This window comes from Streptomyces sp. NPDC002958 (assembly GCF_055563255.1).
The window spans coordinates 23,582-36,895 of the sequence record NZ_JBVHDS010000015.1 but is presented as its reverse complement, the minus strand read 5'-3'; the positions used below and the strand labels follow the sequence as shown (position 1 = coordinate 36,895).

The 13,314-nt window shown below is 71.3% G+C and carries 13 protein-coding genes and 3 pseudogenes; 7 read left to right on the top strand and 9 right to left on the bottom strand.

Annotated features, from left to right (window positions below; all coding sequences use genetic code 11):
- Positions 1-226: 226 nt before the first annotated feature.
- Together ACZ3IC_RS23590 and ACZ3IC_RS23585 are read right to left on the bottom strand one after the other, a co-directional pair.
- The gene (locus ACZ3IC_RS23590; RefSeq protein WP_467418864.1) at positions 227-1,159 is read right to left on the bottom strand and encodes a carbohydrate kinase family protein; all 933 of its coding nucleotides are present in this window, start codon (positions 1,157-1,159) and stop codon (positions 227-229) included.
- Positions 1,160-1,661: 502 nt separating this feature from the next.
- Positions 1,662-2,537: a LysR family transcriptional regulator gene (locus tag ACZ3IC_RS23585; RefSeq protein WP_467418862.1), complete on the bottom strand. Its 876-nt coding sequence runs from the start codon at positions 2,535-2,537 to the stop codon at positions 1,662-1,664.
- Positions 2,538-2,617: 80 nt separating this feature from the next.
- Between ACZ3IC_RS23585 and ACZ3IC_RS23580 the strand changes: the two genes are divergently transcribed.
- Positions 2,618-3,883 carry an MFS transporter gene (locus ACZ3IC_RS23580; RefSeq protein WP_467418859.1) on the top strand — a complete coding sequence of 422 codons (1,266 nt, stop codon included), beginning with the start codon at positions 2,618-2,620 and terminating at the stop codon, positions 3,881-3,883.
- Here the strand turns inward: ACZ3IC_RS23580 and ACZ3IC_RS23575 are convergent.
- Positions 3,873-4,190: a cupin domain-containing protein gene (locus ACZ3IC_RS23575; RefSeq protein WP_467418856.1), complete on the bottom strand. Its 318-nt coding sequence runs from the start codon at positions 4,188-4,190 to the stop codon at positions 3,873-3,875. The genes ACZ3IC_RS23580 and ACZ3IC_RS23575 overlap by 11 nt on opposite strands.
- Positions 4,191-4,302: 112 nt before the next feature.
- Positions 4,303-4,785 (bottom strand): GNAT family N-acetyltransferase, encoded by a 483-nt coding sequence (locus ACZ3IC_RS23570; RefSeq protein WP_467418854.1) that lies wholly within the window; start codon positions 4,783-4,785, stop codon positions 4,303-4,305.
- Between the two features lie 246 nt (positions 4,786-5,031).
- Between ACZ3IC_RS23570 and pgm the strand changes: the two genes are divergently transcribed.
- On the top strand, positions 5,032-6,672 hold the full coding sequence (gene pgm, locus ACZ3IC_RS23565) for a phosphoglucomutase (alpha-D-glucose-1,6-bisphosphate-dependent) (protein WP_467418851.1): 1,641 nt from the start codon (positions 5,032-5,034) through the stop codon (positions 6,670-6,672).
- A 127-nt stretch (positions 6,673-6,799) separates the two neighbouring features.
- Here pgm and ACZ3IC_RS23560 read toward each other — a convergent pair.
- Positions 6,800-7,044 (bottom strand): annotated as a pseudogene (locus tag ACZ3IC_RS23560) (histidinol-phosphatase); the annotation flags it as partial.
- Positions 7,045-7,252: 208 nt separating this feature from the next.
- Between ACZ3IC_RS23560 and ACZ3IC_RS23555 the strand changes: the two are divergent.
- The 5 genes and pseudogenes from ACZ3IC_RS23555 to ACZ3IC_RS23535 all read left to right on the top strand — a co-directional run.
- A pseudogene (locus tag ACZ3IC_RS23555) lies at positions 7,253-7,558 on the top strand (ATP-binding cassette domain-containing protein); the annotation flags it as partial.
- Positions 7,559-7,587: 29 nt separating this feature from the next.
- The gene (locus ACZ3IC_RS23550) at positions 7,588-8,277 is read left to right on the top strand and encodes an SH3 domain-containing protein (RefSeq protein WP_467418849.1); all 690 of its coding nucleotides are present in this window, start codon (positions 7,588-7,590) and stop codon (positions 8,275-8,277) included.
- Positions 8,278-8,317: 40 nt separating this feature from the next.
- A pseudogene (locus ACZ3IC_RS23545) lies at positions 8,318-8,431 on the top strand (DUF6777 domain-containing protein); the annotation flags it as partial.
- A 277-nt stretch (positions 8,432-8,708) separates the two neighbouring features.
- On the top strand, positions 8,709-9,320 hold the full coding sequence (locus ACZ3IC_RS23540; protein WP_467418847.1) for a TetR/AcrR family transcriptional regulator: 612 nt from the start codon (positions 8,709-8,711) through the stop codon (positions 9,318-9,320).
- 61 nt (positions 9,321-9,381) lie between these two features.
- Positions 9,382-11,085, top strand: a complete 1,704-nt coding sequence (locus tag ACZ3IC_RS23535; protein ID WP_467418845.1) for an acyl-CoA dehydrogenase family protein — start codon at positions 9,382-9,384, stop codon at positions 11,083-11,085.
- Positions 11,086-11,501: 416 nt separating this feature from the next.
- On the opposite strand, the gene ACZ3IC_RS23530 is transcribed toward ACZ3IC_RS23535, so the two are convergent.
- Genes ACZ3IC_RS23530 through ACZ3IC_RS23515 form a run of 4 tightly spaced genes read right to left on the bottom strand, consistent with a single transcriptional unit; the run spans position 11,502 to position 13,303 of the window.
- Complete coding sequence (locus tag ACZ3IC_RS23530) at positions 11,502-12,614, bottom strand: XdhC family protein (protein WP_467418842.1); 1,113 nt, start codon at positions 12,612-12,614, stop codon at positions 11,502-11,504.
- Positions 12,607-12,846, bottom strand: coding sequence for a hypothetical protein (locus ACZ3IC_RS23525; protein WP_467418840.1), 240 nt, complete (start codon positions 12,844-12,846; stop codon positions 12,607-12,609). The genes ACZ3IC_RS23530 and ACZ3IC_RS23525 overlap by 8 nt, the downstream gene beginning before the upstream one ends.
- A gap of 3 nt (positions 12,847-12,849) precedes the next feature.
- Positions 12,850-12,987: a hypothetical protein gene (locus ACZ3IC_RS23520; RefSeq protein ID WP_467418838.1), complete on the bottom strand. Its 138-nt coding sequence runs from the start codon at positions 12,985-12,987 to the stop codon at positions 12,850-12,852.
- Positions 12,988-13,003: 16 nt separating this feature from the next.
- Positions 13,004-13,303 (bottom strand): DUF1876 domain-containing protein, encoded by a 300-nt coding sequence (locus tag ACZ3IC_RS23515; protein ID WP_467418835.1) that lies wholly within the window; start codon positions 13,301-13,303, stop codon positions 13,004-13,006.
- Positions 13,304-13,314: the final 11 nt, after the last annotated feature.

The window sequence follows — 13,314 nt, the reverse complement described above, 5'->3', positions numbered from 1 at the left end:
CATCGGTGAGTCAGGACTTCACCATCCGGTTGCTCAGCGGATTCCGCGTGCGGTCCGGTGGGACGCACGCGGCGCAGGGCTGGTGACACAGGCCGAGCGCTCGCCGGCTGCTGAAGGCCCTGGCGCTCGCCGAGCGCGGAAGGACGCGCCGTCCCGGTCAGTTGACGCCGCGCCGACGACACGACGGTGCCACCGTTCCCGCGAGGGGTTGGCGGCACCGTCGTGTTCAGCCCCGGGCGAGTGCCGCCTTCAACTCCGGCCCGTCCGGCGGGTTGGCACCGGCTCGTGCGACGGTCACGGCTGCGGAGGCCGCGGCGTGACGCAGGACATCGGTCACGGTGGCCCGGTCCAGCGAGCGCAGCCGTTCGCGGCCGTCCGCGCCGAGCAGCCCGTGCGAGGCGAGGGCGTGCAGGGTGCCCGACATGAAGGCATCGCCCGCCCCCACCGTGTCGACGACGGCAGTGGGCAGCGCGTCGACCGTCACCTGCCCGTCGGGCAGGACGGCCAGGGCACCGTCGCCTCCCCGGGTGACGAGGACGACGGCCGGGCCGGTGGCGAGCCACCGCTCGGCGACCTCCCCGGGCTCCTGGTCCGGATACAGCCACTCCAGGTCCTCGTCGCTGGCCTTGGCCACATCACTGAGCGCGACACAGCGCTCCACCTTCCGAACGGCTGCGTCGTGGTCCCCCATCAACTCGGGCCGCACATTGGGGTCGTAACTGACGGTCGCGGACGTCCGCAGCGACTCGACGGCGGCGAGGACGGTGGTCGCACCAGGTTCCATCACCGTCGCGATGGAGCCGGTGTGGACATGGCGGGGCGGCCGGTCCAGGAAGACCGGCTCGACTGTCCAGGTGATCTCGAAGATGTACGCGGCCCGGCCGCTGCCGTCCAGGGTCACGGCGGCGGACGGGGTGGGGGACGTGGCACCGTCCGTGCGGACCTCGACCCCGGCGCCGGACAGGTGGTCCCTGATCAGCCGCCCGTGGTCGTCCGGGCCGAGCTGGGTGAACAGGGCGGCGCCGTGCCCTAGCCGGGCCAGACCGTACGCGACGTTGGCCGGGCTGCCTCCCGGGTGGACCTGGTCGGCCGAACCCGGCAGCCGGACGATGTCGGCGACGCATTCACCGATGACCAGCAGGTCGATTCTGTCAAGCATATGGGTGGGGTCTCCTGGAGTGCGGTGACGAAGGTGTCCTGGTAGGCGGTGCGGCCTCCGAACACATTGAGCCCGATCCTGCCGCGTCCACAGCGGGTATCGGTCACATCGATGACCGGCCGGCCGTCGACGAGCGCCTCGATCCGCCCGCCCGCGCACGGCCGGGGCGAACACGCCCGGTCCGGATCCCGGTCCGGTCGAGGACCTCCGCGCCGGCTCGCTTCCGCGCTCGGCGAGCGCTTCAGCTGAGGGCGCGCATGTGATGCTGATGCCATGGCTGATCGATCCGGGATCGTCGTCCGCCGGCCGGTACGGAGCGCTGCCGACGAGGACGGCCGACCCGGCTGCTGACGGCCCACCACCTGCGGGCCCAGGCCGAGAAGGGCGAGCCCGTCGACGACGCGGCGGCGTACCACGCCACCGCCGACCGCGCGGAGAACAAGGCCGAGCAGGACTCCTGTGGCGTTGCCGTCGGGCCCGGCCCGAGGACTGAACGAGGCCGTCAGCCGGCGTCGACACCGAGTCCGGTCAGGAAAGCCGCAGCAGCGGGCGTGGGGCGAAATCGGCTCCAGACCAGCCGCTCCGTGCGGGCGGGTGCATCGCGGACGGACAGCACATGTACGCCGGTCAGTTCCGCCGCGAAGGCGGCCGGCAGCATGGCGACGCCGAGCCCGCTGCGGACCAGCCGGACGATGAAGTCGGCGCCGCTGACCTCGAACGCCACCTCGCGGGTGAGCCCCATCGCCGCGAACGCCTCCTCCGACTGCGCCCGGGCCGCGGTGCCGTCGGGGTGATCGACGAACATCTCCTTCGCCAGCCGTTCCAGACCCACTTGCGTCTCCCCGGCCAGTGGGTGGGTGGGGGCGACGACGGCGACCAGTTCGCCCGTGGCGAGTTCGTGATCGCTCACACCCTTCGGCCGGTAGCTCGGCAGCACGCCCAGGAACGCCACGTCGAGCGTGCCGTCCCGCACGTCCTGGACCAGGTCCTTGCTCGCCCCGTCCCGCAGGACGATGTGCACCTTCGGGTAGCGGAGGTGAAACGCCCGCAGCGCGGCCGGGATGTCGACCGCGGCAACGGTCGGAATGGCACCGACCGCCAGGCGGCCGCGCACCTCCCCCGCCGTGGCGGCGACCTCGGCACGGGCCCGCTCCGCCGCGTCCAGCGCCTGCCTGGCCTCCGGCAGGAACGCTTCGCCCGCTGCGGTGAGTCGCACCTGACGGCTGGTGCGGTCGAAGAGCCGGGCCCCCAGCTCCTTCTCCAGCCGGGCGATCTGATGGCTCAACGCGGACTGGACGACCAGGCACCTCTTCGCGGCGCGTGTGAAGTTCCCCAGTTCCGCCACCGCGACGACGTACCGCATCTGCTGAAGTTCCATCCATCCATCGTGAACCACGATCGATGGAATGAAAAACATGTGTTGGACTCATGGATGGTGGATCCCCGACGCTGAGAGGCATGGCTCATTCCACACACGGGACCCGACACCGGGCTGTCCCGCACACCCTCCCCGATTCGCCCGCGCTCGGGCGCGGCCTGGTCCTGCTGATGGCCCTCGCTGCCGGGCTGTCGGCCGCCGGAAACTATTTCGCGCAGCCGCTGCTGGACGTCATCGAGCAGGATCTGCACATAGGTGTCACCGCGGCGGGGCTGATCGTGACCGCTGCCCAGGCCGGGTACGCGCTGGGCCTGATCCTGCTCGTTCCCCTCGGGGACGTCATGGAACGACGGCGGCTCGCCGTGAGCCTGTTCGCGCTCACCGCCTTCTTTCTCCTGGTGACAGCCGCGGCCCCGACCGGCCCGCTGCTGATCGTCGGGACCCTGCTCACCGCGCTGACCTCCGTCGGGGCACAGGTCGTGGTGCCGTTCGCGGCGACCCTCGCGGCTCCGGCCGAACGGGGCAGGATCGTCGGTGTCGTCATGTCCGGTGTTCTACTCGGCGGGCTGTTCGGACGGCTGGCCTCCGGCGCACTGTCCGAGCTCGGCGGCTGGCGGACCGCGTACTGGGTGAACGCGCTGCTCATGGCCGTCATGGCGATACTTCTGCACAACCGGCTCCCCCGGCTGCCCCGGTCGCACGAAGCGGCGCCCATGTCGTACACCGGGCTTCTGCGCTCCACGCTGTCCCTGCTGCGGCAGGAGCCCCTGCTGCGCTGGCGGGCAGCCATCGGCGCGTTCTCCATGGCCTCGTACAGCGTGCAGCTGACCGCGTTGACTTTTCTGCTGACCAGTCCGCCCTTCGGCTGGAGCGCGGCCGCCATCGGACTTTTCGGTCTGGTGGGCGTCATCGGTGTGGTGGGCATGAACTTCGCGGCCCGGTTGAGCGACCGCGGCCGGGTGCAGGCGGTGTCGGGGACGGCGGCCGCGCTCCTCACCCTCTCCTGGCTGCCGCTGCTGGCCGGCGAGACCTCGCTGCTCTGGCTGGCGGTCGGGGTGGTCTCGCTGAACATCGCCCAGCAGGCGGGGCTCAACAGCAGTCAGAACGTGATCTACGCACTCCGCCCGGAGGCCCGCAACCGGATCAACTCCGGATTCATGACGCTCTTCTTCACGGGCGGGGCGGCCGGAGCCGCACTCGCTTCGGTGGTCTGGTCGCGGGCGGGCTGGAGCGGCATCTGCGTGCTGGGCGGTTCGCTGGCCGCCGGAAGCCTCGTGCTGTGGGTCCTGGAGCGCCTCAGGATGGCCTCCGCCGCACGTCGCGGGGCTGTCGCCGTCAGTCGTTGACGGCCGTCAGCAGCACCACGGCGTCCTCCAGCGCGAGCAGCCCGTGCCGTTCCTGCGGGATCGGGTGGAGTCCTCCGGCGCTCAGCTCCACATCACCCGAGGCCGCCGTGAGGCGGACCCTGCCGCGGAGCACCTGGAGTGAGGCCGCGGCGGGTGCGTTGTGTTCGTCGAGGGCCGAGCCCGCGGTGAGGGCGATGACGGTCTGGCGCAGGGCTTCCTCATGCAGCAGGCGGTGGGCGCTGCGGCCGTGTGCGGAGGCGCGGGCCGCTGCCAGATGCTCGTCGGCGAGGGCATTCAGATCGTCCATATGCCCACTGTGCCGCAGCCCTCGTCCCCCCGCGATCCTGCCGGGGACCCACCGCACGGATTGAGCCGTGACGCAGATGTTCCAGCGCCTTCGTACCGGACGGCGGACACCATCAGCCGTTCGCGGTCCACCTGTATGCGACGTCCGGCTCCTTCTCCTCGTTGCGGCTGCCGTCGTCGAACCCGACCGCGGTGAATCCGTACCGCTCGTAGAAGGCCCTGGCGTCGGTGTTGCGCTGGAAGACGTACAGGGTGAGCTCGTCGGGGGCGATCTCGCGCGCCTTGGCCAGGAGCAGCGACCCGATGCCCCGGCGCCGTACATCGGGTCGCAGATACAGGTGTTCCAGCTCGGTTCCGTCGAGGGAGACGAACCCCAGCACCTCCCCGGTCCCGGTCCCGGCGATCCACACCGTCGTTGTGGGCAGGACGACATGAGTCATCCAGGCGAGCGTGTCCTCGTCGCTGTGCACCTTCGGCAGGTACGGCATGGCCGCGGCGCGGGAGTCGAGGAAGAGCCGGGTGAGCCGCTCCGCGTCCTCGGCGGCGGCCTCTCGCAGCAGGATGCGGTCAGCCGCTGCGTACTCGTTCGGTGCCATCTCGTCTCTTCCCCTCCGGTCGGAACCGCCACATGTCGCACTCCGCGGTGGGCTGCTCTTCCTCGTGGACGAACCTATGCCAGGGCCCGTCGGCGCCTCCACTGAATTGGCGCTGTTCGTTCGGGCCGGCCCTCCCCACCGCGCCGGCCGGGTCCACGGCGGGGCAGTCGCGGGCCGATGACGACCACCCGCGAAGATGGCGGAGGGGAAGATCACAACGACCGACCGATACGGAGGAGTGGGCAGATGCCGCACGAACGAGCTGGACAGCCGGCCCGGCCGGAGGATCTTACGGACGTGGCCCGGCTGGTGACCGCGTATTACACACTGCATCCGGATCCGGCTGAGCCTGACCAGCGGGTCGCGTTCGGTACCTCCGGTCATCGCGGATCGTCCACGGCCACCGCGTTCAACGAGGACCACATCGCCGCCACCAGCCAGGCCATCAGCGAGTACCGGGCACAGCAGGGCACGAGCGGGCCGCTCTTCCTCGGCGCCGACACCCATGCGCTGTCGGAACCGGCCCGGGCCACCGCCATAGAGGTGTTCGCCGCCAACGACGTGACCGTGCTCATCGATCCGGCCGACGGCTACACCCCGACCCCGGCGGTGTCGCACGCCATCCTCACCCACAACCGGGACCGGACGTCCAACCTCGCCGACGGGGTGGTGGTCACTCCGTCCCACAACCCGCCCGGTGACGGCGGGTTCAAGTACAACCCGCCGAACGGCGGCCCGGCCGGATCCGAGGCCACCGGCTGGATTCAGGAGCGGGCCAACGAGATCATCGCGGCCGGTATGAAGGACGTGCGTCGGCTGCCCTACGCCCGCGCACGGGCGGCGTCGACCACCGGGACGTACGACTTCCTCGGCAGCTATGTGGCGGACCTGCCGTCCGTGCTCGACCTGGACGCGATCCGCTCGGCCGGGGTACGGATCGGTGCCGACCCGCTGGGCGGCGCGTCGGTCGCGTACTGGGGCCGTATCGCCGAGCAGCACCGGCTCGATCTGACCGTGGTCAATCCCCTGACCGACCCCACCTGGCGGTTCATGACGCTGGACTGGGACGGGAAGATCCGGATGGACTGCTCCTCGCCGTACGCGATGGCCTCGCTGATCGGGCAGCGCGACCGCTACCGGATCGCGACCGGGAACGACGCCGACGCCGACCGGCACGGCATCGTCACCCCCGACGCCGGGCTGATGAACCCGAATCACTATCTCGCCGTCGCCATCAACTACCTGTACGCCCACCGCGAGCAGTGGCCGGCCGCCGCAGGCATCGGCAAGACGCTGGTCTCCTCGGGAATGATCGACCGGGTCGCCGCCGATCTCGGCCGTGAACTGGTCGAGGTACCGGTCGGCTTCAAGTGGTTCGTGGACGGACTGGTCGACGGATCGCTCGGGTTCGGCGGCGAGGAGTCCGCCGGGGCCTCGTTCCTGCGCCGTGACGGAGCGGTGTGGACGACCGACAAGGACGGCATCGTCCTGGCGCTGCTCGCCGCCGAGATCCTCGCGGTGACGGGCGAGTCCCCGTCGGAGCACTACACCGCGCTCACCGCCCGGTTCGGCGAACCGGCATACGCCCGGATCGACGCTCCTGCCGACCGCGAGCAGAAGGCGGTTCTCGGGCGCCTCTCCCCCGAGCAGGTCACGGCCGACACCCTGGCCGGAGAACCGGTCACGGCCGTGCTCACAGAGGCACCCGGCAACGGCGCACCGATCGGCGGCATCAAGGTGACCACCGAGAACGCCTGGTTCGCCGCCCGCCCCTCGGGCACCGAGGACGTCTACAAGATCTACGCCGAGTCGTTCCTGGGCACCGGCCATCTCGGCCGGGTGCAGGAGGAGGCCAAGGCCGTGGTCTCCGCGGCGCTGGACGCCTGAGCACGGCCACAGCCGCCCCGGGCCGGTCCGACGAGACAGGTCCGGGGCGGCTGTGGTCATTCGGCGGGCTCAGCGCACGATGTCCACGAAGACCGGCCGTCGGGGTGCGGCTGGGCACCGGCGGTGCACCGCGCAGCTTGCCGTCGAAGGCTTCCTCGAAGCGGGTGAGGAGATCGACCTCGCTTGTTCCCGGCGCGCCTCGATGATCTCCCGGTGTTCCTGAGCCGCGCCGAGCTCGGCGTGGCCGATGCTGCTTTGCTCAATGAAGACCATCCAATCGAGAACGAAATCCTGTCCTGCCGAGGCAAGTTGGGAGAAGGTGTACTCGGCGTCATGGCTGTGGACGGAGTGGTTGTGGTGGTCACCGACCAGCTAGGTCGGGGGCGTGATTATCACCGTGTCCCTGCCCGTGCCCGTGGGACCGGCCTCCCCGGCTGTTGGGCCGGCGTGGGCAGCGGCAGCAACAGCGGTCTGCGGACCGGCTGAGCGGGATCCGTTCAGCCCGACATTTCGGGCATATAACGGCACGCATCGCTAGAATTTGGGCATGGGAGAACGGCCTGTTGCGCCGACCGCGCCCGAAGTCATACGCGAGCTGGGCCTCGAACAGCGCGCCGATCAGCCGATCCACAGCCTGTCGGGAGGCCAGCGCAAGCGGGTGAGTGTCGCGCCGGAACTGCTGACGCAACCGTCGCTGCTCTTTCTCCACGAGCCGACGTCCGGGCTCGACCCGGGCATGGACCGCTCCGCCACACATGTGCTGCGCGGCCTCGCCGACGAGGGGCGAACGGTCATCGTCGTCACCCACAGTGTGCTCAGCACGGAGGTGTGCGACCGGCTGCCGGATTCGCGGTCGCCCGGCTGTCGCGCCGGCATGAACCCGCCGTCATGCGGAAGCAGCGGAGGCAGACGCCCATGGTGACTCCGGAGTTCCGCCCGACCCATGTCGTCCCCCGAGGCGGTCTGCCCGCATGGGAGGCGCCGGACGTGTCCCGCCCCACGGATCCGCTCGACCCGCTGCTCCCGGTCCAGCTCATCGACCGGCGCGGCGACTGGGGGCAGATCCTGTGCGCCAACGGCTGGTCGGCCTGGGTCGACGGCCGCCTGCTCGTCTCCGTACCGCACGGGCCGCCACTGGCCGGGCAGCCCCTCGCGCGCACGGCGGACCCGCGCCCGCTGCTGGCCCGGATCCAGGAGTCCCTGGCCCAGTACCGACGCGCCGCGGAGGAACTGGCCGATGAGCGTATCGACGGGGAGACGTTCCGCCGCCGTACGCAGGGGCTGCGGGTGGGCATGGTCGTGGACGGCCAGGCGGTATGGCTGTACGACGCCGAACACGAGCGCTGGGTGTACTGCGACGGGACGCGGCTGAGCACCTGCACGGCCTCGGCCGGACCGGGCCGACCGAGCAGCGCCCCGGCGAACGCACCGGCGGAGCCGGTCGAAGCGGATGCGACGCAGGTCGTCGCTCCCGGGCCGACGGCCGGGGAGCGGCAGCCGGACCCGGCCGACGCGGCGGACGCGGAGCTGACGCAGATCGTCCGCCCGGTCGACGAACCCGGCCCGCCCGCCGCGCATCCGCCCACCCCGCGGGGCGGCGCGTGATGGATCGCGAGCCCCGCCCCCCGGCCCCCGGCTGCCGCGCACCCCGCGCTCACTGAACCCGGTCCAGCTGCGGCTGGACGCCCGGGTCACCAACCACGGGTACCGCAACGGTGCACCCACCGGCTATCAGTCGGTGCTCCAGGCCGGCGCGGCCGGCGCGCGCCTGCAGTACCTGTCAACCCCTGTCGGCTGCACCCATCCGCGCGACACCGCACCCATGCACTCCGCGGTGGCACCAAGCACCCGGCTCACACCCACGCGCACCCCACGCGAGCGGCCCGCGAAATCCGTAACAGCCTCCGCGCGCACAGCCTGAACCCCGTTCCCTTACCCACGAAAAGGAGAAAGACAGTTCTGCCGCGAACCGTTGCACCGGGCGAACAACGGTGGTTGAGTGGCAATGGAAGATATGAATCGAGGTTCAGAGCATCATGGCCTATCGACCCACCGCCCGCACGGAGGCGACCCGGATCGCTCACCGTGAACGGCTGCTGGACGCCGCACGGCACCTGCTGGCCGAGGGCGGATACGCGGCGGCCAGCATCTCCGCGCTCGCCGACCGGGCCGGCGTCGCCACCGGAAGCGTCTACAACCACTTCTCCTCCAAGCAGGAGCTGCTCGCCGCGGTCTTCCGCCATGTCGCAGGTCATGAGCTCAGCGCGGTGCAGGAGGCCGTGCGGGCGCGGAGCGGGGCCGTCGAGCAGCTGCGCGCCCTGGTCGAGGTCTTCTCGTACCGTGCGCTGCGCACCCCCCGTACGGCCTGGGCATTGCTGGCCGAACCGGTCGATCCGCTCGTCGAGCAGGAGCGACTGACCTACCGGCGCGGCTATCACGCCCTCGCCGAGTCGGCCATCGCCGCAGGTATCGCCGCAGGTGATCTACCCCCGCAGAACGCACAACTGTCGGCCGCCGCCGTGATCGGGGCAGTCGGCGAGGCGCTGCTCGGCCCGCTGTCGCCGGTCGGCGAGCGGACCGACCCGGGACCGGTCGTGGAGGGCATCACCACGCTGTGTCTGAGAGCGGTAGGAGCCGACGGCACCTGACCGAGAGCCGCACACCACCCGCACCCGCTCCCCCGCCCATCGACCGGAACAGGAACCCGCGATGATCGTCACACCGCACCGGACCGGACTTCGGCCCGGGGCCCCCGCGCCGCACCCCACCCACGAGGTCACCAACCAGGTGCCGCCCCGGACCGGCCTCGACGAGTACGGCACCAATCTGCCGCTCACCCAGGCCGTCCGTACCTTCGGCGCTGCCTGGCACGAGCCGGAGCTGCACGACATCGGAACCCTGGTCGGCTCCGAGCGGTTCCAGACCAGTGCGGAGCTCGCCCACGCCTTCCCGCCCGTCCTGCGCACCCATGACCGTTACGGCAACCGCGTCGACGAGATCGACTTCCACCCCGCTTACCACGAGGTCATCGGCGCGGCGGTGCGTCATGGCACGCACACCGCGGGCTGGGCCGACCCGAAGCCCGGAGCGGCGGTCGCGCGGGCGGCGTCGTTCATGCTGTTCGCCCAGATCGAGCCCGGCCATGCCTGCCCGATGTCCATGTCACATGCCGTGGTCCCGGTCCTCCAGCGCGATCCGGACGTGGGACGGGACTGGCTGCCGGGCCTGCTCAGCCGCTCGTACGACCCCCGGCTGATCGCTCCGGGCAGCAAGTCCGGGCTGACGTTCGGCATGGGGATGACGGAGAAGCAGGGCGGCTCCGACGTCCGCGCCAACACCACGCGAGCCGTCCCGCTGGCCTCCGACCCCGAGGGGCGGGTCCATCTGCTGACCGGCCACAAGTGGTTCTTCTCGGCCCCGCAGTCGGACGCCTTCCTCGTCCTGGCCCAGGCCGAGGCCGGGCTCACCTGCTTCCTGGTACCGCGGGTACTGGCCGACGGCACCCGTAACACCGTCCGTGTCCAGCGGCTGAAGAACAAGCTGGGCAACAAGTCGAACGCCTCCTCCGAGGTGGAGTTCGACGGCACCTGGGCCGTACGGGTCGGCGAGCCCGGCCGCGGTGTCCCCACCATCATCGAGATGGTCAACCACACCCGGCTCGACTGCGTGCTCGGTACCACCGCGGGTATGCGCCAGTCGGTGTCCGAGGCGATCTGGCACGCGCAGCACCGCAGCGCGTTCGGTGCCCGGCTGGTCGACCAGCCGGCCATGACAGCGGTCCTCGCCGATCTGGCGCTGGAGACGGAGGCAGCGACCTGGACCTCACTGCGCCTGGCCCATGCGTACGAGAGCGACAGCGGCGAGTCCGAGGCGATGTTCCGGCGACTGGCCACCGCGGTGTCCAAGTACTGGATCTGCAAGCGCGGCCCGCACCACGCCTACGAGGCGCTGGAGTGCCTGGGCGGCAACGGCTACACCGAGGACTGGCCGCTGGCCCGGCGCTACCGCGAGCAGCCGGTGATGGCGGTGTGGGAGGGCTCCGGAAACGTCATCGCCCTTGATGTCCTGCGGGGCATCGCCAGGACCCCGCAGTCGCTGGACGCGTACTGGGCCGAACTGGAGACCACGGCCGGTGCCAGTTCCGTACTGGACGCGCACATCCGTCGGGTACGCCAGGACCTGGCCGAGGACCTGCGCGACCCGTTCGCCGCACAGACCCGCGCCCGGGCGACGGTCGAGGGCATGGCGCTGGCCCTCCAGTCCTCGCTGATGCTGCGTCACGCTCCCGCGGCTTCGGCCGAGGCGTTCGTCGCCGCCCGGATCGGCGAGGCCCGTGGCCACCAGTACGGCATCCTGCCGCGCGGCACCGACACCGCGGCGATCGTGGAGCGGCACTTCGGCGGGACCGGCTGAGGGCAGTCACCACCGCCGCTCCCCCGGTGGGCGGTACGGGCGGGCAGAGGCCGAAGAGGGGCCCTCCCGCCCGTCGTCGTACCGCGTATCCGGTGCGGTGGGCGTCGGGCCGGCTCCCATGGAGCCGCGGCCCCGTCAGGTGCTGGAGGCGAAGCCGCTGCGCTTCCCGCGCCCGAGCAAGCTGCCCCGGCGCATCCAGGGCGTGTTTCGAAAGTCCCGCCTGCCCCGCGGCACCTGGCACGCTCCGGCGCAGCGGCAACGACTGCGGCTGCGGCTCCTCCACGGTCGCGCCCGGCATGCAGTGCGAGTCGCATCGATGTCGAGGAGCGCCCGCCGGGCCTCGTCGACCGGGACGGGCACGGTGAATGAGTTCTGCAGCTGCACGGCACGGTCTGCTCCTGATACGGATCCCTCGGTCAGATGGACTCGAGCCGCGGCCGGTGGATCGCCCCGGCCGTGTCCGCGAGCGGGCTACCGGTGCCGCCCCAGCGCAGTGCGACGATCTCCGCCGCGATCGACACGGCCACCTCCTCGGGGGTACGCGCGCCGAGGTCGAGGCCGATGGGAGAGCGCAGTCGCGCCAGTTCCGCTTCGCCGAGACCGGTCTCACGCAGCCGGGCCAGGCGGTCCTCGTGGGTCCGGCGGCTGCCCATCACCCCGATGTACGCGGCCGGGGTACGCAAGGCCACCTCCAGCAGAGGGACGTCGAACTTCGGGTCGTGGGTGAGTACGCACATCACGGTCCGCCCATCGATCTCCGTGTCGCGCAGATACCGGTGCGGCCAGTCGACGACCACCTCCGCACCGTCCGGGAAGCGTCGGGGGTCGGCGAAGGCGGGGCGGGCGTCGCAGACGGTGACGCGGTAGCCGAGGAACGCACCGATCCTTGCCACCGCCGCAGCGAAGTCGATCGCGCCGAAGACCAGCATCCGGGGCGGCGGGGCGAACGACTGGAGGAATACGGTGACGTCGTCCTCGCGCCGTTCGCCGTTGGGGCCGTAGTGCCGCAAGCCGGTTGCTCCTTGGGCGAGTTCTCCTCGTGCGTCGGCGGTGACGGCGGCATCGAGGCCGCTCGCGCCCAGGGAACCGGAGACGGTGTCCGGCCAGACTGCGAGGGCGGCGCCGCGCGGGGCGGGGCCGTCGGTCACGGTGGCGACCACCACCGGGCGGTGTCCGGCGACCGATGCGGCGACCTCGCCGAAGGAGGTGTCGTACACCGCCGTCACCGGGCGTACGAGGAGTGTGATCTCGCCCCCGCAGGTGAGGCCGACGGCGAAGGCGTCCTCGTCGCTGTAACCGAAGGTCTGGAGCCGGGCCCGGCCCGTTTCCACGACCTCCTTGGCCAGTTCGAACACCGCGCCCTCGACACAGCCGCCGGAGACGCTGCCCACGACCTCGTCGTCCGGGCCCACGGCCATCGCCGCGCCGGGGCCGCGCGGTGCGCTGCGGCTGACCGCGACGACGGTTGCGAGCCCGAACGGCTCCCCGGCCGTGTACCAGCGGCTGAGCGCCGGGAGGATCTCACGCATCGGCCGCCGCCCCTCGCACCCGGGCGGCGAATACGCGGTCGTACCGTTCCAGATCGTCCTGGCTGCCGTACAGGGCGAGCCGGCCCGCCCAGCAGACGTCGGAGCGGAGTGCGGGGCGCAGCAGGCCGCCGAACGCGCACAGAAATATCTGGGTGCGGTCAGGGCCGGTGACGGCTCCGGCCGCACGCAACGCCGGGGTGAGCCCGGCGGCGGCTGCGGCTGCGGTGGGCACGGCTCATGCTCCCCTCGCCACGAGGACCGCGGACAGGAGGACCGCGGATAGATCGAGAAAAGGCGCCGGGCCCAGTAGAAGGCCGGGCTCGACCTCGTCCTCGTACCGCTTGCCGTCCACCGTCATCGAGATGCGGGTCATATGCCCTCCCCAGGGCTCAGGCCGTGGTGTCGGACCACGCGTACGGTGGTGCGACGGGCCCGCTCGCGGGTCCGGCTCCGACCGTTTCCAGGTCCTGGTCGGCGGCCCTCATCAACTGCGCGGCAAGGTCCTTCATGGCGCGGCTCGCCGCGAGTTCGTCTCCGATGGCGGGAATGTCCACGTCCTGCGGGTTGCAGCGGGCGACCCCGTGTCCGACGAGCTTTTCGGAGCCGGTGTCCAGCACCGCCTCCGCCCTGGTCGTACCGTCCTCCTCGGACAGGCCGACGCGGACCTTCCACTCCAGCGTGCGAGTCATCGCGCACCTCC